The organism is Rhizobium sp. WW_1 (genome assembly GCF_003610155.1).
Taxonomy (GTDB): domain Bacteria; phylum Pseudomonadota; class Alphaproteobacteria; order Rhizobiales; family Rhizobiaceae; genus Rhizobium; species Rhizobium tropici_A.
Genome location: NZ_RAIN01000033.1, coordinates 1 through 20,132, shown reverse-complemented (window position 1 = coordinate 20,132; position 20,132 = coordinate 1). Strand labels below are relative to the sequence as shown.

At 56.4% G+C, this 20,132-nt stretch carries 24 protein-coding genes; 10 read left to right on the top strand and 14 right to left on the bottom strand.

Going from position 1 to position 20,132, the window contains the following annotated elements:
• Positions 1 to 11: 11 nt before the first annotated feature.
• From BJ928_RS36980 to folE, 7 genes are all read right to left on the bottom strand, one after another.
• Positions 12 to 1,325: an AarF/ABC1/UbiB kinase family protein gene (locus BJ928_RS36980; protein ID WP_047636778.1), complete on the bottom strand. Its 1,314-nt coding sequence runs from the start codon at positions 1,323 to 1,325 to the stop codon at positions 12 to 14.
• Complete coding sequence (locus tag BJ928_RS36975) at positions 1,322 to 1,672, bottom strand: DUF393 domain-containing protein (protein ID WP_077472896.1); 351 nt, start codon at positions 1,670 to 1,672, stop codon at positions 1,322 to 1,324. Before BJ928_RS36975 ends, BJ928_RS36980 begins: the two co-directional genes overlap by 4 nt.
• Positions 1,669 to 2,877, bottom strand: a complete 1,209-nt coding sequence (locus BJ928_RS36970; protein WP_047636777.1) for an FAD-binding domain-containing protein — start codon at positions 2,875 to 2,877, stop codon at positions 1,669 to 1,671. Before BJ928_RS36970 ends, BJ928_RS36975 begins: the two co-directional genes overlap by 4 nt.
• 112 nt (positions 2,878 to 2,989) lie before the next feature.
• Entirely contained in the window at positions 2,990 to 3,196 is a 207-nt protein-coding gene (locus BJ928_RS36965) for a DUF2256 domain-containing protein (RefSeq protein WP_047636776.1), read from the bottom strand.
• The gene (locus tag BJ928_RS36960) at positions 3,177 to 4,724 is read right to left on the bottom strand and encodes a cryptochrome/photolyase family protein (RefSeq protein WP_047636775.1); all 1,548 of its coding nucleotides are present in this window, start codon (positions 4,722 to 4,724) and stop codon (positions 3,177 to 3,179) included. Before BJ928_RS36960 ends, BJ928_RS36965 begins: the two co-directional genes overlap by 20 nt.
• 60 nt (positions 4,725 to 4,784) lie before the next feature.
• Entirely contained in the window at positions 4,785 to 5,492 is a 708-nt protein-coding gene (locus BJ928_RS36955) for an SDR family NAD(P)-dependent oxidoreductase (protein WP_120296845.1), read from the bottom strand.
• Between the two features lie 42 nt (positions 5,493 to 5,534).
• Entirely contained in the window at positions 5,535 to 6,143 is a 609-nt protein-coding gene (gene folE / locus BJ928_RS36950; protein WP_047636791.1) for a GTP cyclohydrolase I FolE, read from the bottom strand.
• On the opposite strand from folE, the gene BJ928_RS36945 reads away from it, so the two are divergent.
• Genes BJ928_RS36945 through BJ928_RS36935 form a run of 3 tightly spaced genes read left to right on the top strand, consistent with a single transcriptional unit; the run spans position 6,127 to position 8,387 of the window.
• Complete coding sequence (locus BJ928_RS36945; protein ID WP_343287081.1) at positions 6,127 to 6,891, top strand: Urease operon accessory protein; 765 nt, start codon at positions 6,127 to 6,129, stop codon at positions 6,889 to 6,891. The genes folE and BJ928_RS36945 overlap by 17 nt on opposite strands.
• Before the next feature lie 58 nt (positions 6,892 to 6,949).
• Positions 6,950 to 7,957: an FAD-dependent oxidoreductase gene (locus BJ928_RS36940; protein WP_077472895.1), complete on the top strand. Its 1,008-nt coding sequence runs from the start codon at positions 6,950 to 6,952 to the stop codon at positions 7,955 to 7,957.
• A gap of 22 nt (positions 7,958 to 7,979) precedes the next feature.
• Complete coding sequence (locus tag BJ928_RS36935) at positions 7,980 to 8,387, top strand: DUF3429 domain-containing protein (RefSeq protein ID WP_158008782.1); 408 nt, start codon at positions 7,980 to 7,982, stop codon at positions 8,385 to 8,387.
• A gap of 252 nt (positions 8,388 to 8,639) precedes the next feature.
• Here BJ928_RS36935 and BJ928_RS36930 read toward each other — a convergent pair whose 3' ends face one another.
• From BJ928_RS36930 to BJ928_RS36915, 4 genes are read right to left on the bottom strand one after another with little or no spacing between them, the layout of a single operon-like run.
• Positions 8,640 to 9,173: a lipocalin family protein gene (locus BJ928_RS36930; RefSeq protein WP_120296843.1), complete on the bottom strand. Its 534-nt coding sequence runs from the start codon at positions 9,171 to 9,173 to the stop codon at positions 8,640 to 8,642.
• A gap of 46 nt (positions 9,174 to 9,219) precedes the next feature.
• On the bottom strand, positions 9,220 to 9,744 hold the full coding sequence (locus tag BJ928_RS36925; protein ID WP_047636768.1) for a hypothetical protein: 525 nt from the start codon (positions 9,742 to 9,744) through the stop codon (positions 9,220 to 9,222).
• Complete coding sequence (locus BJ928_RS36920) at positions 9,741 to 10,769, bottom strand: cyclopropane-fatty-acyl-phospholipid synthase family protein (RefSeq protein WP_047636767.1); 1,029 nt, start codon at positions 10,767 to 10,769, stop codon at positions 9,741 to 9,743. Before BJ928_RS36920 ends, BJ928_RS36925 begins: the two co-directional genes overlap by 4 nt.
• The gene (locus BJ928_RS36915) at positions 10,766 to 11,578 is read right to left on the bottom strand and encodes a DUF1295 domain-containing protein (protein ID WP_047636765.1); all 813 of its coding nucleotides are present in this window, start codon (positions 11,576 to 11,578) and stop codon (positions 10,766 to 10,768) included. The genes BJ928_RS36920 and BJ928_RS36915 overlap by 4 nt, the downstream gene beginning before the upstream one ends.
• A gap of 162 nt (positions 11,579 to 11,740) precedes the next feature.
• On the opposite strand from BJ928_RS36915, the gene BJ928_RS36910 reads away from it, so the two are divergent.
• From BJ928_RS36910 to BJ928_RS36880, 7 genes are all read left to right on the top strand, one after another.
• Entirely contained in the window at positions 11,741 to 13,129 is a 1,389-nt protein-coding gene (locus BJ928_RS36910; RefSeq protein ID WP_047636764.1) for an NAD(P)/FAD-dependent oxidoreductase, read from the top strand.
• Positions 13,130 to 13,216: 87 nt separating this feature from the next.
• Positions 13,217 to 14,452: a cyclopropane-fatty-acyl-phospholipid synthase family protein gene (locus tag BJ928_RS36905; RefSeq protein WP_047636762.1), complete on the top strand. Its 1,236-nt coding sequence runs from the start codon at positions 13,217 to 13,219 to the stop codon at positions 14,450 to 14,452.
• Positions 14,421 to 14,849: a DUF2147 domain-containing protein gene (locus BJ928_RS36900; protein ID WP_244510089.1), complete on the top strand. Its 429-nt coding sequence runs from the start codon at positions 14,421 to 14,423 to the stop codon at positions 14,847 to 14,849. Before BJ928_RS36905 ends, BJ928_RS36900 begins: the two co-directional genes overlap by 32 nt.
• A 27-nt stretch (positions 14,850 to 14,876) precedes the next feature.
• Positions 14,877 to 15,296: a DUF2177 family protein gene (locus tag BJ928_RS36895; protein ID WP_047636761.1), complete on the top strand. Its 420-nt coding sequence runs from the start codon at positions 14,877 to 14,879 to the stop codon at positions 15,294 to 15,296.
• A 214-nt stretch (positions 15,297 to 15,510) separates the two neighbouring features.
• Entirely contained in the window at positions 15,511 to 16,086 is a 576-nt protein-coding gene (locus BJ928_RS36890; RefSeq protein ID WP_077472894.1) for a sigma-70 family RNA polymerase sigma factor, read from the top strand.
• On the top strand, positions 16,083 to 16,736 hold the full coding sequence (locus BJ928_RS36885) for a ChrR family anti-sigma-E factor (protein WP_047636760.1): 654 nt from the start codon (positions 16,083 to 16,085) through the stop codon (positions 16,734 to 16,736). Before BJ928_RS36890 ends, BJ928_RS36885 begins: the two co-directional genes overlap by 4 nt.
• Positions 16,737 to 16,932: 196 nt before the next feature.
• Positions 16,933 to 17,448 carry a fasciclin domain-containing protein gene (locus BJ928_RS36880; protein ID WP_244510093.1) on the top strand — a complete coding sequence of 172 codons (516 nt, stop codon included), beginning with the start codon at positions 16,933 to 16,935 and terminating at the stop codon, positions 17,446 to 17,448.
• Between the two features lie 65 nt (positions 17,449 to 17,513).
• Here BJ928_RS36880 and BJ928_RS36875 read toward each other — a convergent pair whose 3' ends face one another.
• The 3 genes from BJ928_RS36875 to BJ928_RS36865 form a co-directional block, all read right to left on the bottom strand.
• Positions 17,514 to 17,693 carry a hypothetical protein gene (locus tag BJ928_RS36875; protein ID WP_077472893.1) on the bottom strand — a complete coding sequence of 60 codons (180 nt, stop codon included), beginning with the start codon at positions 17,691 to 17,693 and terminating at the stop codon, positions 17,514 to 17,516.
• Positions 17,694 to 17,877: 184 nt separating this feature from the next.
• On the bottom strand, positions 17,878 to 18,456 hold the full coding sequence (locus BJ928_RS36870) for a response regulator (protein WP_068396621.1): 579 nt from the start codon (positions 18,454 to 18,456) through the stop codon (positions 17,878 to 17,880).
• Between the two features lie 320 nt (positions 18,457 to 18,776).
• A complete protein-coding gene (locus tag BJ928_RS36865; protein ID WP_047637296.1) occupies positions 18,777 to 19,376 on the bottom strand; it encodes an IS3 family transposase in 600 nt (199 codons plus the stop codon).
• Positions 19,377 to 20,132: the final 756 nt, after the last annotated feature.

Below are 20,132 nucleotides of genomic sequence, written 5' to 3'. Positions count from 1 at the left end.
AGGCTTGCAGCTCAACAATAACGCCCAAGCATTTGCTTCAGCGACAGTTTAGCACGCATATTGACCATCAGAAGCGAAGTACCACTGATCTTCCGCTGGATGAACAGTTTGTCCGGCGACGGCAGTTGCCAGCTGGAGCGATCTGATAGCAGCGAGGTGGCCCTATCCCGGATCAATCCCACGAACTTTCGATCGGCAAAATCAAAAATGCCATCGCCGCTCTTTTGCAGCTGAGCGACAACGATCTCGATAATCTCGTTAACTTCATGCGGGTGCTGGGTGGCTTGTGACGCGGAAACAAACCCCATAGTCATCAATGCATCACGAATGGAAGTCACGTCTTCGGTAAGCGTAGCGCGCAGCAGCCTCCGATAGTCAGCGGCACTTTCGGCTTCGATGACACGGGTCGCACCGAAGTCGAGTAGCGCAATACGTCCGGTCTCTTTTTGCCAACGATAGTTTGCGAAGTTCGGATCCGTCTGCATCAGGCCAAACTCCAACAGTTCTCGCAGCACGAGATCGAGTAGCGCGCCCATCGCCTCGTTTCGTATCGTCTGCGGAGCCGCAATCAGCGTCTCAATCGGCGCGGCCTCGAGGAAATCCATAGGAAGTACGGTCGGGTGCAGCAATCCATCCGCAGGTTTTGGTACGATGAAACGGCCGTCGCCTCTAAGCAGATCTTGATAGCGAACCATCATGTTCGCCTCACGCAGATAGTCGGCCTCGTCATGCAACTGACGCTTTGCCTCGGCGAGATACGGCGCGATATCGAGGGCGGACGGAAGCAGGCCTGACATCCTCAAAAGGGTAGCGACATTGTCAATGTCGGCATCGATGCTTTTGGCAACACCGGGGTACTGAACTTTGACGGCCAATTCCCGCCCCGAGGCGAGTTGTGCACGATGAACCTGGCCTATCGAGGCGGCTGCAATCGGCGTCATGTCGAAGCGGTTGAAACGGCGCCTCCACCCGGGACCCCAAGCCGACTCCAAGGTCTTTTCAAGTTGATGCTGTGGCATGAAATGCGCTCGATCGCGCAATTCGGCGAGTATCGCGGAGAGTTCGCTGGGTAGGATATCGCCGGCATCAAGCGATATCATCTGCCCCAGCTTCATCGCAGCACCTCGAAGCCGCGACAATTGCTCTGTAACCCGTCGTGCATTTCCGGGGGTCAGGATGAGATCGGAAAGATGCGGCCGCTCGCCGCGTGCCAGTCTTCCAAGACCCTCTCCCACGAAACCCGCCGCAACGCCGCCGGCCAGTTTTCCAAGAGCCGCAAGTCTGGTTAGGCGACTTTCGGGAACAGCGCGAAACCGATCCGTCATCGAAATATCCTTTGCAAATGTGGTCTGATCCGCAGGAAGCCGCGATACCCAGCTTCGAATATCGGAAAGGCAGGCGGCCAACCTGCCAGAAGCCCGATTGGGCGCAGCAGTGGTATAGCCCGCCACATAGCGGCGAACGCGGCGGCACCTGACAAAAGACGTCCGTCTTCCTCGGCATGAAATCGCGACAAAATTTCCGCTCGGTCTATCGGGCAAGATGTTGAAGCGTCGCATGCATCGACAAACAATATCGCCTTCCGCCGATGATCGAGCCACCGCATGAGTGCGATCTCGCGCCGGCAAAGCGGGCAGTTGCTGTCAAACCAGACAACGAGTTGCCTTGTCATCGCATGGTACCCGTTGCATTGATCAGACATGGAATTTTCTGTCTAAGGGCATAGAAGCCCTTATTGCAAAAAGGCCATGCCTCCTGATCCCAGCTTCGCAAGTGTTCTGCCAATTGCATTCCGTAGCCGGGAGCCTTTTGCCCCAACATATCGAGCCTTTGAGCTGTTGGACCAACAGACGCGAAGCCTGTGACGATCTGACTACAGCCCAGTGCTTTAGCAGCTCTGAGGCCTTCCTCCTCCGGCGATACGAGGACTGCAGCCCGCGGCCATGTGTTGGTTGCTCGTTTCAGCGCGTCATTCAACGCTAGACGATCTGTTTCGTACTCGGCCGACAGAACCGAAATCGCTTTGATGTCCATCTCACCCAACGCAGGCAGTCCTTCAAGCGAGAGGTCCTCAATTGTGATCAAAATCATCGCCGGCTGGGATGGATCCGGATCCCGAAAATCTCGAAGCGGAGAGGGGGGTGGTACGACGATGCCGTCAGTCGGGATGACCGCCCTCCGGGCAAGACCCGTGGGAGAGAACCGGCCGTTGGTCATGGCGCGTATGCGGTCAGCATCGGCAAGATAGGCTTTGCCTTTCGTGTGCAGTCCCGCGACCCAGCGCCAAGACAAGGTATTTGATGCCGGGTCGGAGTCAACGAGATGGCTGGACATGAAGGCGGCGCCCAGTTCCCAGCGCAAACCAAGTGTAAATGTCCAGATCGAGGCGAACTGCATCCTGGCCCAATTATGGAGATAACCGGTGTCTTTCAACTCCGCGACCCAGGCGTCGAAGCAGTCAATTTCGCTGAGACCAGCGCAGGCGTTTTCGTACATCTGGGACAAATCATGATCGACCTCAAGCTGCTCACGGGCTTTGTCCAACTCATCCAGATAGCCGGTCCACACCGCAGGTCGCTGCTCGAGCCAACCCTTCCAATATGTCCGCCAGAAAATCTCACTGATGAATTTTTCAGCTTGGACAATCCCGTGCCGCGCGACGACCGCCGCGACCACCTCGGCTTCACAGACGACCCGACGCCGAAGTGCTGCCGACAGCCGCGAAACATGCACATGCTGACCGTTGCCCCGATCGAAGTTTCGCAAACGGGCGTATTGCGAGCCCGCTGCGGGCAGGAATTCCTCCAGCCGTTGCAGCGCGTAATCGCGGGTTACGGGAAACTCTGTTTGTTTAGGAGGCGTTTCTTTCACGAGCATGGTTGTCTCAGATTTCGAATCAAAACTGTTACGCTGCCGGGCGGGGCACGGTTCAAATCTCAGGTGATTTGCCGCGAACACTCGCTTACCCCGGTACAGGAAGACAAACTGATCAAATTTTGGCTGCTTTCGAACGCCGGCAGCGATCCGAACAGAACTTTACATCGCCCCAGTTTTTTGCCCACTTTCGTCGCCAAGCGAAAGGCAACCCGCAGGCGAGACAGATTTTCATCGGCAGATCGGATTTCTTGACCATCTTCGGCACGTCGAAGCGCTCCTTGGTGGGTTTCTCGGAGGGATCAAACGCGCTGTCGATCACCGAGCTTTTCCAAAAACGCTGCTGCGCTTCGGCGGTAATCGTGCTTTTTGTCGTCATCCATCCGCCGCCAGGTGGAAAAGACCTGCGCGAGACGATGGTTCTTTGACAGCGCCGCTGCGTTACGATCCATGAAGTCCCAATAAAGCGCGTTGAAAGGACAGGCGTCATCGCCGGTTTTTTGGGAGACCTTGTATCGGCAGCCGTCGCAGTAATCAGACATCCGGGAAATGTATGCACCACTGGCCGCATATGGCTTGGATGCCATGAAGCCACCATCGGCGTACTGGCTCATGCCGATGACGTTGGGTAACTCGACCCATTCGAAGGCGTCCGCATAAACGGAGAGATACCATTCATGCACCTCATAGGGGTTGAGCCCCGCGAGCATCGAAAAGTTTCCGACCACCATCAGGCGCTGGATATGATGGGCGTAAGCATTGGTAATAGTCTTTTTGATCACATCCGAAACACAGGCCATGTCGGTGTCGCCGGTCCAGAAGAAGTCTGGGAGCGGTCGCTCAGCCCCGAAAACGTTGCTCTTTTCGTAACCGGGCATCTTCGACCAGTAGATACCGCGGATAAACTCGCGCCAGCCGATGATCTGCCGAATAAAACCTTCCACGGCGTTGAGTGGGGCGTCGCCCTCGATATAGGCTTGCTCCGCCTGACGGCAAAGTGTCAGAGGATCGAGCAGACCGATATTGATGTAGAACGATAAGAGCGCGTGATTGAGAAAGGGATCGCCGCTCAACATCGCATCCTGTGTTTCACCAAAATTCGGCAAAAAATCTTTAACGAACGCCTGCGCCGCCTCTTCGGCATCGGCGCGCGTTACTGCAAATGAAAAATTTGCGGTCGAGCCCATGTTTTTCGGAAAAGTTCTCGCAACGAGCTCAAGCACCTCTGTGGTCGTATTATCTGGGGCGAAGGCTGGATGCCGAAGCCGAAGAAGCTCGGGTCTCGCGGGCTTGCGGTTTTCGGCGTCGAAATTCCATCGTCCGCCCTCTGGGTCGTTCCCGTTCATAAGAAGTCCGGTCCGGCGGCGCATGTCCCTGTAGAAATATTCCATGGTCAGGGACCGCCGGTCACGTGCCCAATCCTGGAAATCGGCCTTCGAACAGAGGAAGCGGCCATCTGCTCGCATTTCGACCGGAACACCGAGCAATCCCTGCCATTTTCCCATCGCCTCGAGAACCCGCCACTCGGCGGCCTCGGTGGCTATGATCCGTTCAGGCAGCATAATCTTAGCAGCTCGCATGACCTCGCCGGTGAATGAACCGGAATTCTCAGGGTCGTCGAGCTTGGTGTAGCGGACATCGAAACCTCGATCGCGGAGTTCTGCCGCGAAGTGGCGCATCGCGGAGAAGATCAGCGCGATCTTCAGTTTATGATGATGAACGTATGACGCTTCTTCCAAGACTTCGCACATCACGATGACGTCGTGGTTCGGGTCAGCGCCATCGAGACTAGACAGTGAGAGCGATAGCTGGTCGCCGAGCACGAAGATCAGGTTGCGAACACGTTTCAACGAAGCCTCCTGCAAAGTCCCATCAGATCCTGGTCATCACCAAAGCAACTGTGAAGCGCGCTACCAAACGATTGAGCTTCCGTCATAGGCGAAGAACCCGCCAGTATTCGCCGGCTGGAGCCCGTCGAGCACTTGCAGGACTGATCGCGCGGCGTCGTCCGGCTTCGACCTTTCGTGGTTTGAGGAAAATGGATCCGACAGGGAGGTGGCAACACTACCTGGATGTATGGCGACGACCACCGATGCGGGATTTGCCCTGGACACTTCGATCGCGGCCGTATGGACGATCTGGTTAAGCGCAGCCTTGGAGGATCGATACGAGATCCAGCCGCCGAGCTGATTGTCGCCGATCGATCCAACGCGCGCCGAAAGGAAAGCGAAGATCACCCGCTTCTTTCTGTCGAGCAATGGAACGAAATACTTTAGTAGCAATGCCGGTCCAATGGCATTGACGGCGAACTGGTTCATCATCGCGTTTTGTGAGATTTGGCGGATCGACTTCTCCGGCCCGACACCGTCTATGGTGAGAGCACCCGTCGCGCAGACAATGAAGTCGAACGACATTGCTTGAAAGCAATCGGCTGCACGACGGACGGATTCCTCGTCAGTGATGTCAAGCTGATCATCACGGCGCGAAAGCTGAACCGTGTTTGAACAATTGGGATCGGCTTCCAAGCAATCGGCGATCGCATGGCCGATGCCGCCACTGGCCCCGATCACCAGGGCCGAGTATCCGGGGTCTAACGATGTCAGCAGCTTACCCGCCATTTAACGTACTCCCTGCAGATCGGATGGATCCAGCTCGGACAATCAGCCGCGAGCCAGCATCATGAAGCGCGACTGATCCTGTGCAGAGCCTTCAAATTGGCCCATGAATGTCGTCGTTATCGTTTTGGCACCCTGCTTTTGAATGCCGCGCATCGCCATGCACATATGCTCTGCTTCAATCATGACGGCCACGCCTTTTGGTCGCAGGCTCTCGTCGAGAGCTTTCGCGATCTGCGACGTCATTGTTTCCTGCGTCTGCAACCGTCGAGCAAAAAGGTCGACCAGCCTCGCCATTTTGGAAAGTCCCAGCACGCCGTCTTCCGGGAAATAGGCGATGTGGGCAACACCATGGAACGGCACCATATGATGCTCACAATGCGAGTGAAATGCGATATCCTTGACGATTACCATGTCGCTGTAACCGGCGACATCTGAGAACGTTCTTGCCAGGACGTCTTCGGGCGCTGCGTCATAGCCGGCGAAAAGTTCCCGATACGCTTTGGCGACGCGCTTCGGGGTGTCGAGGAGGCCCTCTCGGGTCGGATCGTCCCCAGCCCAGCGGATCAACGTCCGCACGGCGGCCTCCGCTTCTTCCTGGGTAGGTGTGTCCGCGGCCGCTAGAAACTCGGTATCGTTGACGATTGCGTCCATCAGAAATGTCCTTTGTTTCCACAACAGCGTTGCTACGACGCTACCCATCGGTCGGATCAAATTTCCGGGCAGATTAGGTTCCAATTTTGATCTGTTTCGCCATGACGTCGTAAGCACGATGTTAGCGTGGAGCAGAGATATGGCGCGAAGGATCGTGATCGTTGGAAACGGCTCATTTTCGCGAGGGCAAGCGCGGGCAATCGATAACAGTGATCTTGTCGTTCGCTTCAATGGCTGCCGCTCGGTCGGCGAGGGCGGCCTTCGAACCGATATCGTCTCGGTCTGCAACACAGGTCGTCCCGCTGCAGCGATGATCGGTGAAGCCACATGGCGCAACAGCCCAGCCGTAATGAGTGCTGCCGAGATCTGGTGCGTTCGCGAGGCATCGAAGTTTGCCGAAATCAAACCGGCGCTCGCGATACAGTATCCCGAGCTCGGCGACTTCTGTGACGATTATACGGAAAGCTTTGCAAGCTTTGCCACCAACACCGGCAAAAGCTTTGCGGTGATTCCTCGCCGATATCATGATCTCTTGGATTTGGAGCTGCGAGGGCTCATGCCGGGCGCCTACGTTGTGCCGAGCTCTGGGTTAATCACGATCGCCTATGTGATTGGAGAGGTTGCAGCGCCTGGCGATCAGGTTTTACTCGCTGGGTTCTCGCATCAGGGATGGGATGGGCATCCGTTCGACGCCGAGCGCGGCTTCGTCGATCGGCTGATCGCGCAAGAGCAATTGCGGAGGCTGTGAAGCCGGACGTTTGCGGAGCAACGGTCAGCAGATACAATGACTAGGGGCAGCAGCAGAAATGGGAGGAGTGAATCGAATGGCGGAACGGCCGCGAGTTGGGGTTATAGGGGCGGGTATCGCGGGACTGACTGTTGCCAGGTCACTGCAGACAATCGCAGACGTGATCGTTTTCGAAAAAGGCAGAGGCTTCGGCGGTCGGATGGCGACACGCAGAATTGACGGGGTCTCGTTCGATCACGGGGCACAATATTTCACGGTACGAGATCAGGATTTTCGTAAGGAGATGGATCAGGCTTGCGGCGTGGGTTTGGTCAAGCCGTGGACGGGCGATGTGGTATCGTTGAGCGTAGGTGGTCCGGCGCGACACGTGGTTCCAAGCATGACGAGGTATGTTGCCGTTCCTTCTATGACCGCGTTGCCGAAAGCGATGGCCGAGGGCCTCGACATCCGTCTTGCCAGCCGGGTGGCAGAGATCGGCGGAGAGCCCGGTCGGTGGCTTATACACTCCGGCGAACTTGTGGAGGGGCCGTTCGACTGGATCGTTGCGACTGCGCCAGCGCCACAAAGTGCGGTGCTCTTGCCCGCCAGCTTTTCCCACCATGAAACCTTACGCGAGGTTGGCATGCACGCATGTTTCACGCTGATGATTAAGCGAAATTCTCGCGTTCGAGAGCCCTTCGCCGCCGCTCATGTGTCGGATCCAGTTATCGGATGGATAGCCTATAACGACTCAAAACCGGCCCGTACAAAGCCCGCTTCTCTTGTTGTTAATTCCAATGGCGTCTGGGCCGATGCCAACGTCGACGTGCCTTTTGATGCGGTTCGCAAACAAATGATTGAGGCTTCTAAGCGCCACATCCCGATTGAAGCATCGGAAGCTGAAAGTGCGGTTCTTCATAGGTGGCGTTACGCGGACGTTCACAATCCCGCTCGCCAGTCGTTCCTGTTGGACCGGGATACCCAGCTCGCGGCCTGCGGCGATTGGTGCATCGCCGGGCGCGTCGAGGCGGCGTACGTTAGCGGGTTGGCGCTGGCGGATGCCCTTAACGGCATAGTGGGTCAGTAGGATGGGCAAAAGGCACCGTCGCTTGGCGATCGTCTTGACGTATTTGGGAACGATGCCGTTTTGGCTGCTGATACTCGTTTCAATTTTCGCGCCGCAGTTCGAAGCGCAGAGTGCATTCATCGCTTATGGAGCAATTATCGCCTCGTTCATGGCGGGAACGCTTTGGCGTAGCGCACTCAACGTTCGGGGGAAAATCTTTATTTCCCTGTCCAGCAACGTTTTGGCATTGGTCGCATTTGCGACGCTTCTCACCGGTTCCATCACACTCGGCCTTATAGCTCAGATGATTTTGTTTGGTGTTCTCCTCGTCGTTGACGCCCAGACGATCGCCGCAAACAGTGACCTGCGGTGGTACCTGAAGGTTCGCGAAAGGGTGACGTTAGCTGTTGTTATCGCTTACTGCTTGATGACGCTTGTTTCGGTCCTATAAGCGGAGCGAAACTCGATTGAGGCTGGATGGGTTGCCCGAGGCAGTCAGACTCCGCATTGTTATATTCGAAGACACGCAACATCGCGCCGTTAGCGGGGCATATTTAGCACCAGCTTTGAAGATCTGTCTTGCAGCTCATCAGATGAGCCAAAGAAAGGCTGCATTGATAGAGATGCAAGCTGTGGACGGATCATATCACAAGTTGTTGCGCTCTCTGGACCTTCCCAAACTCACAGGTTTGTTAGTCAGAAACTATCGCTGCGCGGGGAACTCTAGCTGACGCACGTCGTAACCCAACTCGCTCGCCTTTTGGACCATGCGTTGAAGTTTGCTCTTCGAAGGTACGGATCGCGCGTAGATCCAGAGGTCGGTCATCGAGGGGTTGGCGCTGATGAACCAGGATTTATCCGGGGACTTGTACAACACCCAGTAATTGAATGTGATGAACCAGGGATAACGGACGCGCATTTTGGCGTTGGTCGTTTCAAAATCAGTGACGGTGCCGATACCTTTGACGGTCTTCAAGCGGCCTTTTGGCGTATCAACCCTGCAACCATCCTCGACGAGGATCTCGCTACGCGACGGTCCCTGACGATATGTCGAATAGCCAGCAACACAGCCGTCGGTCAGATACATCGGTCTTCGGGCGATTTCCAGCCATGTGCCGCGGTAATGGTCTGGTTCGACCTTCACGACATCGGGTTCGGCCCTTGCGAGGCACGTTGCCGACGCAACGACGGCGAGAGCGAGAAGTAGCGGCCGTATGCTATGGATATGATTTTTCATCGAGATCTCCTGGATCGTTAATTTGTAGTTGAGTTCCTGATGTCGCTTATCGGCGCCAAATCCCCGCGTATCGTAGCCCAATGAAGGTCATCAGGCTCGCGACTGCGAACGAATTGAGACTGAATAACGTAGACAAATCGCCGTCGCTCCATACGTGCAACGGCGCACCAGTGAGCGATCGCGAAGCGACAAAAACGGCGAAAACGAAGGCAGCTATGCCTCGCTGCCACCATTTCTCATCGGGATGAAATGAAATCGCCGCCAGCATGATGCAGGCCCCAAAAAACAATTCTGTGCCGGAGTTCTGGCCGAACAGCTTCGTCTCGAACCATGTATCCAGTGTTCCAATTAGAGGTAGCGCGATTCTAGCAGCTAGCGGCGAACGCGTCGCAAGAACAGGGATCACCAGCATGAGCGGGGCGGCTGCCAAGGTCCAAAGTGACGCAGACACACCATTGCCAACGAGATACCAGACATAGAGCGGATAGAAGGGTTTGTTTGCAATGATCACCCAGGCGATCGTGACCGTCGCCTGTGTCAGGGGATCTAGGCGTTGGTCGATAGCGTTCATCTGGTCGGCGCCATCAAATAGTGTCCGACACCCCAGACGTCGCCGCTATCGTGACCGAACAGCCCCGCGGTGGAAAGAAAAAACAGCCGCCAACGGCGCTGCCACAGGGCAGCGTCAGCTCCGTACACCTCGTTTAAAATCGGGCGGATTTTCTCGACATTCCGATCGAAATTGGCGAGCCAGTCGAGCGCGGTCCTGCGATAATGCATGCCAGACCAACGCCATTCCGCTTCTACCCGGAAGAGATAGCCGAACCTATGTGGCAGATCATGAGCCGGCATGATTCCGCCTGTGAAGAAATGCTGTGCAATCCAGTCTGCAGGATCGCCGCGGTCGAAGCGGTAGGATCTGTTCTTGTGAGTGAAGACGTGGAGGAAGAGCTTGCCGTCCGGCTTGGTCCAGCCGCGAATACGATGGAGTAGGGCGTTCCAGTTCGACATATGCTCGAACATCTCCACTGAAACCACGCGATCGAACCGCTCGTCGGTCTCAAACTCGTTCATATCGGCAGTGATAACGTCGAGATTGCTGATGCCATGCATGTTTGCGACGCTGAGAATATGCGAGCGCTGCGACGCCGAATTGGATACTGAGAGAATACGAGCCTTCGGAAATTTCAGTGCAAGGTGGAGCGAAAGCGAACCCCAGCCGCAACCAAGCTCAAGGATTTCCATGCCATCTTCGATTTCAGCATGTTTAACGGTCTCCGCGAGCGCGAGCGCCTCCGCTTCGGCAAGTGAGGTCGTGGCGTCGGGATAAAGACAACAGGAATACTTCCGCTGCGGACCGAGGACTTGCGCGAAAAACTCTGCCGGTACCTCGTAATGCTGACGGTTGGCTTCTACCGTATGAGTGGCGACGGGAAAGCGATCCATCTCATCCACGAAAGCCTGTTCAGCCTCATTGGTTGTCGACAAAAGCCGTCGTTTCATCCTGCTGCAAAGTAAATCTATCGCTGCGAGGGATATCCCGTCTGGTATGGGGGTGCGTTCAGCGGTGTTGATGGCAAAAGCCAGCATGTTCATGGAGCGTCTCCGCGGGGAATGGACGAGGGTTTGCGGCGCGGGCCGGGGAAGAAGGCGTTGACGCGCTGCTGTTGGGCACGAAACCTAGCGCCGCGCGTTCGCAGCATATAATCTTCAAGGGGCGGAATACCGGAGACGTGAACAAGCAGCCAATACATCATGGCCGGAGCCAACAGCGATAACCAGCTCCATATCGACCCAGATAGCGCAAAGAGGGGAAGGCAGCACCAGAACAGCCATTCGAAGAAATAATTTGGATGGCGGGAGTAGCGCCATAGACCCAGCTCGCAAACGCCTGTTCTGGCGCCGGGGGACTTCCTAAAGCGAGCCAATTGGGCATCCGAAGCCGCCTCGCCCCCCAAGGCAATAAAGCCAACCCCGATGGCAATGAAATCCAGAGTGCGAAGGAGATTTTCGCCATTGGCTGCTGCCAGATAGACGGCCAAGACAAGAACGAAAGCGGCAATCGCCTGCACTTGCAAGAACACGAAGAGCCGCCATGGCGCGCTATCGCCCCACTCCTCGATAAATTTCGCGTAGCGGGGGTCCTCTTTCGCACCTCTGGTGCGCGCGCCAATATGGCTGGCGAGCCTGAGCGACCAGAGTGCCACGAACATCAGCACCATTATGCGACGACTGGTATTACCATCGGCGAAGATTGCCGCCGCGATGCCGCCGGCCCCCACAGCCAGAGACCAAATCGTGTCAATCCAGCCGCTGAGGCCGGTCGTGCGCTGTATCACCCACGCGCCAGCCATCGCCACAGAGAGCCCAATCGCGATGATCACTAGAGGATTGATGTCCATCATATTCCCGAGAACGATTTGCTTCCGAGCGCCTCTACGCCGGTTGCGGCAACTCGGTTTGCGGACCGCAATCAAAAAATGCGAAAAAATCTGCGCGTGAGAGAACCGCTGCGAAGCACGTCCGTAAAGACTGGCAATTCTTCAATTTGTAGAGAGAGGATATTTATGGCATTTGGAGATCGCGGCAACGGTTCGCGCCGTCTCAAGGTTGGGATTATCGGCAGCGGCATTTCAGGTCTTTCCGCCGCCTGGCTTTTGGCAAAACATCATGACGTGACCATATTCGAGGCTGCGGATCGGATTGGTGGGCACAGCAATACAGTGAAGTTTACGGCCGAGAGCGGCGAGGTTGCGGTCGATACCGGCTTCATCGTCTACAACGAAGTGACCTATCCCAATCTCACGGCGCTGTTCGACACCCTGGACGTCTCAACAGCAGCCTCCGATATGTCATTCGCTGTATCGCTCAACGAGGGGCAATTTGAATACTCCGGTGGCACAGGACTTGGCCTGTTCGCCCAATGGTCAAACGTCGCCAGTCCCCGCTTTTGGTCGATGATACGCGATCTCCTGCGCTTCTATCGCAGCGCGCCGCGGGATCTCCCAGTGATGGGCGGCATTTCTCTCAACGACTATCTTTCTCGCAATGGGTACGGACGCGCGTTTCGCGAGGACCACCTTTATCCCATGGCGGCGGCCATCTGGTCGACGCCCGCCATGGAGGTCGGCGCCTACCCTGCCGCCAGCTTTGTCAAATTCTGCTGCAACCACGGACTTCTTGCTCTTTGGAATCGACCAACGTGGCGCACGGTAAGGGGCGGCAGTCGGGAATACGTAGCGCGGATGACCGCAGGTTTCGCTGACCGCGTACGGCTCTCGACACCAGTCCAGCAAATCCGCCGTCTTAGCGACCACGTCCAAGTCCGCGACGTATTCGGCAAACAATATCTGTTCGATGACGTTGTCGTTGCGACGCATTCGGACCAGGCGCTTCGCATGTTGGCCGACCCCAGCGAAGAGGAGCGCAGGATCCTCGGAAGCTTTCGCTACTCGCGGAACGAGGCCATTCTCCATGGCGATACCACCTTCATGCCAAGGCGCCGTGCAGCCTGGTCAAGCTGGAACTACGTCGCCGATGGGAGAGGTTCGCACCAGCAGGATCAGCCAAAGCCATCGATCACCTACTGGATGAACAAGCTGCAGCCGCTGGGCGCCGCGCCGCCGACCTTCGTTACGCTCAATCCGAACCGTCCACCACGCGCCGAGACGATCATCACCACCGAGACCTACGAGCATCCGGTTTTCGATCTCGCGACGGAGAGAGCTCAGCGCGAAATCTGGTCGCTTCAGGGCGCACGCAAGACATGGTTTTGCGGCGCGCATTTCGGCTCCGGTTTCCATGAGGATGGCATTCAGGCGGGGCTCGCCGTCGCTGAAGATCTCGGAGGCGTGCGACGCCCATGGAAAGTCAGCCATGAAAGTGGGCGCATCGCTCGCATGCCAGCGACGCGGTCGCTCGACCGAATGGCTGCTGAGCAGGAGGTGCTCGCATGAGGATCACAAGCCGGCGGTCGTGTCCCAATCATTCGGGCTGTTCGGTCTCTTGCCGTTCAAACGTAAATCGCGGCGAGGGTGTATCCCATGGCGCAATTTGACGAAGCGGCGGCCAGCCTACCGATTGCATGTGAGGCTAAGGAGCCGAGGGTCGGTATTGGCGGTCTTGTATTTCGACGCATGATGAGGGGCATCCGGTACGGCCAGCTTACGGTCGTCCTGCCGAACGGGAAGGCCGTAATAAAGACCGGGACTGAGGACGGACCCGATGCGACGATTATCATTGACAGATGGCGCGCGCTTCGCAGGCTAGTGGTTTCGGGCGATCTTGGCGCGGCAGAAGGATACATTGAGGGCGACTGGACCACGCCGGATCTGACGGCGCTTATAAGATTGGCGGCCATTAATGCGGATCTACTGGCGTCAGCTCTTTCCGGGACCCCGGTAGCAAGACTGGCCGGCCGGCTGCGTCATATCCTGAATGCCAACACCCGGCGCGGAAGCCGCCGCAATATCGAGGCGCATTACGATCTCGGCAACGAGTTCTATGAGCAATGGCTTGATGGCTCGATGCTCTATTCCTCGGCCGTATTCGAAAGTTCCACGCAGACACTAGAATCGGCGCAGCGAAATCGGCTCCAGATCATCCGCGACAAGCTGGACGTCTCGGACGGGCAACGCGTTCTTGAGGTCGGCTGCGGCTGGGGCGCTCTGGCGCTCGACCTCGTGAACCACTCCAATGCTCACGTGCTGGGTATAACCCTGTCGCCTTCGCAGCTCGAGTGGGCGAACCGCGCCGTAGAGTTGGCGGGTAAAGCAAGTCATGTTGAATTGCGGCTGCGAGACTACCGGGATGTTGACGGTCAGTTTGATCGAATTGTTTCCATCGAGATGTTCGAAGCGGTTGGTGAAGCCTATTGGCCGGATTACTTCGCGATGATCAAGCGGTGCATGGCATCAGGCGGGCGAACCTTGCTGCAGGTCATCTCGATCGAAGAGGCCCGGTTCGATGCCTACCGCGGCAGCACCGATTTCATTCAAAGGTACATCTTTCCGGGCGGATTTCTGCCGTCCGATGCGGCGCTTCGACGGGCTGTCGCGGAGGCAGGGCTCAAGCTGACCGACGTCGAGCACTTCGGCAAATCCTATGCTCGTACCCTCCGCGAATGGCGCACGCGGTTCCACGCGAATTGGCCGGCCATTGCGGACCTCGGCTTCGACGAGACGTTCAGGCGGATGTGGCACTTTTATCTTTGTTACTGCGAGGCAGGGTTTGAGGAGGAGATTATCAATGTCGGACTTTATACGATCGAGCATGCCTGAAACGGCGCACCAAGGCAGGAACAGAACGAAATCATTTGCCTGGGCAATTCCCGTTATTCTCATTGGAGCGGCATTCCCTGCTGAAGCCTCCGATATAAACGGCAACTGGGCCCGCGGAGACGGGAATGCGCGTGTGCGGATTGCGCCTTGCGGCGCCGATATATGCGCGGTCAACACTTGGATAAGGCCTGGCACGCCGAAGGAGAAGGAAGGCGACAAACTGGTTATGTCCATCAAGGAAGACAGCGAGGGAAGCTACTTCGGCACCGCTTTCGATCCTCAACGCGACCTGAGCTACAAGCTGACCGTTAAAGTCGACGGCGATAGAATGACCACGAAAGGCTGCGTCATTGCTGGTTTGATCTGCAAGGGCGTGGACTGGACGCGCATAAACTGAGCTTGGAAATCCATCTGGGAGCCCCGTATGAAAACTTACCTGACCGCATATACCGCAACGCTGATCGCCTTCGTCGCAATCGATTTCGTATGGCTGAGCACCATGGCCGACCGTCTTTATCGACCGACGTTGGGCGACATGCTTGCGCCACAGTTCCGGCTGGCGCCGGCAGTGGCATTCTACCTCGTCTACGCCGCCGGGCTGACCTTCCTCGCTGTCAGGACGGGTTTGACGTCAGGATCGATGACGACAGCAGTCATCTACGGCGCTGCCGTCGGCTTCATGGCTTATGCCACCTATGACCTGACCAACCAGTCCACCCTGAAGAACTGGTCAACTGTCTTGACTGTTGCCGACCTTATCTGGGGAACGGTCTTATCGGCGGCAGCATCAGGCGTCGGGTTTTGGGTCACTCAGCGGATCTTTGGCGCTGTGACGCGCCTCTAAACTCCGCACTCTACGTACGCGGGCAGGCGCGATCGAAGTCCAAGCAGATACTTCGAAGCAAATTTAATAGCCATTTTTTGATCCAGCAGCCAGTTCACGCGTAGGTTACACCATGAATATGCAGATGCCGCTTCGAACCGGAGTACTTCGACCCACATGCGCTGACGCGAAAGTGTGGCCGTCGACGTCAGGCGGGGCGCGAAAGGTCGGAAAGTTGGAGGAAGAGACCCTTAGCTTAGATGCCGAGCGGATTAGGGCGCTGATGTCGGCTGTGGCAGAGTCACGCGATATCGTGGCGTTCGAACTCCTATACAGGCACTTCTATCCGCGCGTACGCTCTTACATGATCAAGATGACGAGAGGAAACCGGATACTGGCAGAGGAGCTGGCGCAGGAGACTATGATGCGCGTCTGGCACAAGACGGCGCTTTTCGATCCGTCCAAGGCCCAGGCGTCAACCTGGATATTCACGATCGCCAGAAATCAGATGATAGACTCTGTTCGAAGAGCGATAAAGCCTGACTTCGATCCAAACGATCCGGCGTTCGTCCCGGATGAGTTCGAGGCTGCTGACGTGTTGATCGAGCGACAGCAAAGCGCTGCAGCGCTTAGGCGGGCGATGACGACTTTGAAGGGCAGATATGCGGAAGTGCTGCGCATGTCGTTCTTCGAAGGTCTCACACATTCGACGATCGCAGAAAAACTAAACCTCCCAATTGGAACGGTGAAATCAAGGATACGACTTGCATGCGAGAAACTGCGTACAGCGCTTCAGGACGAAGCCAAATGATCGAACATCATCTGGACGACGACATGCTCCAGCAATATGCGGCCGGTACCCTGGCTGAAGGCTGGAGCGTTGCTGTGGCGACCCATCTTGCTCTGTGCCCGGCATGTAGATCGAAGCTGTCGATCTTCGAAAGCATTGGGGGTTATTTTATCGAGAGTGAAACTGTTGATGAAGCCGACCTCTCGCAAAGCTGGGATAGCCTCAAGGCAAAGATCGATGCGGGCCAGATCGACAAGGTTGTGCCAATCAAAAAACGGTTTGTTTCTGATCAGACATACCCGGAACCGTTGAGGACCTACATCGACGCAGCCGGCGGTCTAAGGTGGCGCCAGCTCGGGCGCGGCGCTGCCCAAATGATGATACCGACCGCCGACGAAACGACAACAGTGCGACTGCTCAAGATTCCTGCCGGTCAGCCTGTCCCGGAGCATTCTCACCGGGGCGTGGAATTAACGCTGGTGCTTGACGGGAGCTTTAGCGACGAGGTTTCGACATTTTCGCGAGGTGATGTCGAGATGGCAGACGACAGCTTGATGCATCAACCAAAGGCTGATGCGGGCAAAGACTGCATTTGTCTTGCCGTTACCGAGGCGCCGCTACGATTCAAGAGCAGGTTTTTGCGGTTGATACAGCCAATCCTCGGAATTTAACGGTCAGTATCATCGATCGAGCAATCGCAGGCCTGCCCACAACCTATAATACAGATCATTTTGCACGATCTTTCTTGGATTTTTTGAACCGGAGCGGCCGTCATTCGTAGAATCCCCTACCGAGCCAAGAGGCCGGCATTGAGAGGAGATGATCATGAAAAAGTTTCTGGTAGTTTCGGCAGTCGCGTTGGCCAGCATGATGACAGGCAGCTTGGCTGCGTATGCCGCAAACCCTAAGGTCGGTGGAGCGGCGATGTTCGAAGACAAGAACATCGTCGAAAACGCTGTTAATTCGAAGGATCACACGACGCTCGTCGCTGCCGTCAAGGCTGCGGGCCTGGTGTCCACGCTTGAAGGGAAGGGGCCGTTTACCGTGTTTGCTCCGACCAACGAAGCCTTTGATGCGCTTCCGAAAGGGACCGTCGAGACGCTTCTCAAGCCTGAAAACAAGGACAAGCTCGTCAAAATTCTGACGTGCCACGTGGTCGCCGCTGATGCCATGGCCAGCACCGTCGCGAAGATGATCAAGGATGATGGCGGCGAACATGACATCAAGACCGTCGGCGGCTGTGTTTTGAAGGCCAAGGACAACAAGGGCAAGATTACGCTCACCGACGAGGCGGGAGGGACGGCGACCGTGACGATCGCTGACGTCAAGCAGTCGAACGGCGTGATCCACGTCGTCGATAAGGTTCTACTTCCCAAGATGTGATCGGAAGCGCCGGGCCGAGTTATCGGCCCGGCCTTTTTCACTATCTAAATACCTTATTTACTCGTTTAGGTATTGGGCGCGTTCGAACGCCATCCAAGTTTGATGCATAGATGTTCACCGGCGGCAACACCACTACGGGCACTTTCAAATGGCCCTTCCAATATGGTGGTTTTACCACGGAAAATCACGATAACGGTCTTTGAGACCGGATCGTAAAACACGCTCATTCCGTCTTCGTAGCTCATCGATGACCTCCTTCAAAGAAGGGCCGGCGGAGGGGCCGCCGGCCCCCGCGGATCCGATGCCGATCCGCGTCAGCTCCTGGGGTAGGGAGCCGGTTCCATCGCTGTAGGGCTGTGCAATGGAACCACCTTATTACGGAATGCTCGAACCCTGGATCAAAGCTGAAAGAGATTAATGGGGTCAGCGTCATCCCCTCGGCGGACCGCGGGAAAGCAGTCGCTGCAAAGTCCGGCGATGCAGTCTAAGAAGCCGCGCCGTCATAGAAATGTTATTCCCGGTTTCAGCAAACACGCTGTTGATGTGTTCCCAGCGGACCTGTTCTGCGGACTTTAGGCATGGCGTCTCGGTTTCGCCCTGTTGAGAGTAAATTCCAAGCACCTCCAAGATCTCATCCACGTCAGCGGGTTTGCTTAAGAATTCGGTCGCACCAAGTTTCACCGCGGATACAACAGCGCGGACGTGGCCGTATCCAGTAAGCACAAGCGACTTGGTGTTGGGCGATACTTCCTTGCAAAGCTTCACGAGTTCAAGACCGCTGTCGTCACCGATGCGCAGATCAGTTATCAGTATATCGAGGCAACCGCGATTGATTACGGCGCCCGCTCTCTCGATTGTTGTGCAGATTTCGACATTCAAACCACGATCTTGTAGGGCCTTGCCAAGTCGATGCGCGAAAACGTGGTCGTCGTCTACCAAGAGTGCGTTCAGACTTGTCAGTTCCGTAGTTTCAACATGTAATATAGGCCGATCGGGTGTTCTTACCATTGCCTCCTCCTAAGGACGCCCTTGGGGCTGCAGCCGACAGATATACGTTCACGATGTACGACGATTTTTTCGTTCAGATCAAAACAGTAGGTTTTGAGAGGCCTCATCGGCATTCGCGCTGTCTTGCGACCAGCTCGTGAGGCTATTCGTCAAGCCAGGATGCGAGGGCTTTTTGGGGGGCTGCGAAAGAACGTGGCGTTGCTGCGTGGTGATCAACGTCACGTTAGAAACTGGGTAGCGATGCGAGTTGTTGATTTGCGCTGAGAGCTGACCCGGGACTGGAGTGAACCCCTCGGGCTGGACCAGCGAGGCGCTTCAAACTAAGCCGCCTGCTGGGCGAGTTGGGTTTCAAATTCTGCTGGCGATCGATAGCCAAGGGCCGAGTGCAGCCGCTTGGCATTGTAGACTTCTTCGATGAACCTGGGCAATCGCGCGGCGACGTCTGCAAAGGTTTCGTAGCCGGCGGGATAGATGTCCTCGACTTTCAGGGTCTTCATGAAGCTTTCTGCCTGCGCATTGTGATAAGGGTTGCCGACGGCACTCATGGAACCCTGTAGACCTGCCGCATCTAGCGCTCGTCGATAGGTCTCGCTCGCGTATTGGCACCCGCGGTCCGTATGATGAATGCAGCCGGGAGGAGGCTTTCGGTTCTCCATCGCTGAATGCAACGCTGCCAATGCCAGCGGCGTATCCAGGCGTTTTGACAGGCCATAACCCACGACTCTCCGGCTGCAAGCATCGAGAATGACAGCCAAATAGCAGAACCCGACGGCGATGCGGATGTAGGTGAAGTCAGCCACCCAGACCATGTCTGGCCGTGCCGGGATCACATTGCGATAGAGGTTCGGGTAGATCGGCGAATCGTGGTTGCTATCTGTCGTGCGAACATACCGCTTGCGAGGCTTGATCCCCAGGGCCATTGGCCCGCATGACGCGAGCGACACGCTTGTGATTGACCAGATGGCCTCGCCGCTGAAGCTCGTGCGTTACGCGTCGATATCCGTAGCAGGGCAGCTCGTCCTGGATCTCCTCGATGATGGCGACGAGTTCCGCATCCCCCAGGTTCAACGCTCTCGCAGTTGATCGGTAATAATAGCTGCTTCTCGGGAGATCGATCATTTTGCACCCCCGTCGGACAGAGCAGGCCGAGGACCGGTGACGATGGAGGAGCTCCCGCTGTCGCCCGCGATCGGCTGGCGCGGTGTTTTTTACCCAGGTCCAGCTCCATGGTGAGCTGGCCGACCTTGCGTTCGAGCGCCGCAATGTGGGCCTCGTACTCAGCAATGACGCTGGCTTCAGCCTCCTCATCGTTCAGTTCGCCGCGATCGAACTGCGTCAGCCATAGCTGTATGAGGTTTGCTGAAACGCTATATGTCCGCTGTGCGTCGCGCCGTCCGATGACGCCGTTTCGGATATCCTGGCAAAGCTGCAACTTGAACGGCGTCGAATGCCGTCGATATGGTCCTCGGGACTTCATGAGCCTTCTCCGATTGAGGCCCGCAGAGTGTATCGGTTCTTCCGTGTCCCGTGGTCCAGCCCGAGGGGTTCATTCCAGACTGCGGGAAAATATCACTGAGAATTGGCTCTGACTCACATTTGCTGCTGTTGAGGATGATGCTTCTGCTGGTTCATCGGAGGATCAGCTATGCAGCAACGATTTCAACGGGCGAGCCTCG

What these genes read in the sequence shown, in the direction of transcription:
- BJ928_RS36970 (WP_047636777.1), bottom strand. Translation starts at nt 2,877, where the DNA reads ATGCTCGTGAAAGAAACGCCTCCTAAACAAACAGAGTTTCCCGTAACC.
- BJ928_RS36910 (WP_047636764.1), top strand. Translation starts at nt 11,741, where the DNA reads ATGGCATTTGGAGATCGCGGCAACGGTTCGCGCCGTCTCAAGGTTGGG.
- BJ928_RS36865 (WP_047637296.1), bottom strand. Translation starts at nt 19,376, where the DNA reads ATGGCCCTGGGGATCAAGCCTCGCAAGCGGTATGTTCGCACGACAGAT.
- BJ928_RS36880 (WP_244510093.1), top strand. Translation starts at nt 16,933, where the DNA reads ATGATGACAGGCAGCTTGGCTGCGTATGCCGCAAACCCTAAGGTCGGT.
- BJ928_RS36915 (WP_047636765.1), bottom strand. Translation starts at nt 11,578, where the DNA reads ATGATGGACATCAATCCTCTAGTGATCATCGCGATTGGGCTCTCTGTG.
- BJ928_RS36920 (WP_047636767.1), bottom strand. Translation starts at nt 10,769, where the DNA reads ATGAACATGCTGGCTTTTGCCATCAACACCGCTGAACGCACCCCCATA.
- BJ928_RS36930 (WP_120296843.1), bottom strand. Translation starts at nt 9,173, where the DNA reads ATGAAAAATCATATCCATAGCATACGGCCGCTACTTCTCGCTCTCGCC.
- BJ928_RS36905 (WP_047636762.1), top strand. Translation starts at nt 13,217, where the DNA reads ATGGCGCAATTTGACGAAGCGGCGGCCAGCCTACCGATTGCATGTGAG.
- BJ928_RS36895 (WP_047636761.1), top strand. Translation starts at nt 14,877, where the DNA reads ATGAAAACTTACCTGACCGCATATACCGCAACGCTGATCGCCTTCGTC.
- BJ928_RS36885 (WP_047636760.1), top strand. Translation starts at nt 16,083, where the DNA reads ATGATCGAACATCATCTGGACGACGACATGCTCCAGCAATATGCGGCC.
- folE (WP_047636791.1), bottom strand. Translation starts at nt 6,143, where the DNA reads ATGGACGCAATCGTCAACGATACCGAGTTTCTAGCGGCCGCGGACACA.
- BJ928_RS36940 (WP_077472895.1), top strand. Translation starts at nt 6,950, where the DNA reads ATGGGAGGAGTGAATCGAATGGCGGAACGGCCGCGAGTTGGGGTTATA.
- BJ928_RS36925 (WP_047636768.1), bottom strand. Translation starts at nt 9,744, where the DNA reads ATGAACGCTATCGACCAACGCCTAGATCCCCTGACACAGGCGACGGTC.
- BJ928_RS36975 (WP_077472896.1), bottom strand. Translation starts at nt 1,672, where the DNA reads ATGACAAGGCAACTCGTTGTCTGGTTTGACAGCAACTGCCCGCTTTGC.
- BJ928_RS36870 (WP_068396621.1), bottom strand. Translation starts at nt 18,456, where the DNA reads ATGGTAAGAACACCCGATCGGCCTATATTACATGTTGAAACTACGGAA.
- BJ928_RS36980 (WP_047636778.1), bottom strand. Translation starts at nt 1,325, where the DNA reads ATGACGGATCGGTTTCGCGCTGTTCCCGAAAGTCGCCTAACCAGACTT.
- BJ928_RS36900 (WP_244510089.1), top strand. Translation starts at nt 14,421, where the DNA reads ATGTCGGACTTTATACGATCGAGCATGCCTGAAACGGCGCACCAAGGC.
- BJ928_RS36955 (WP_120296845.1), bottom strand. Translation starts at nt 5,492, where the DNA reads ATGGCGGGTAAGCTGCTGACATCGTTAGACCCCGGATACTCGGCCCTG.
- BJ928_RS36875 (WP_077472893.1), bottom strand. Translation starts at nt 17,693, where the DNA reads ATGAGCTACGAAGACGGAATGAGCGTGTTTTACGATCCGGTCTCAAAG.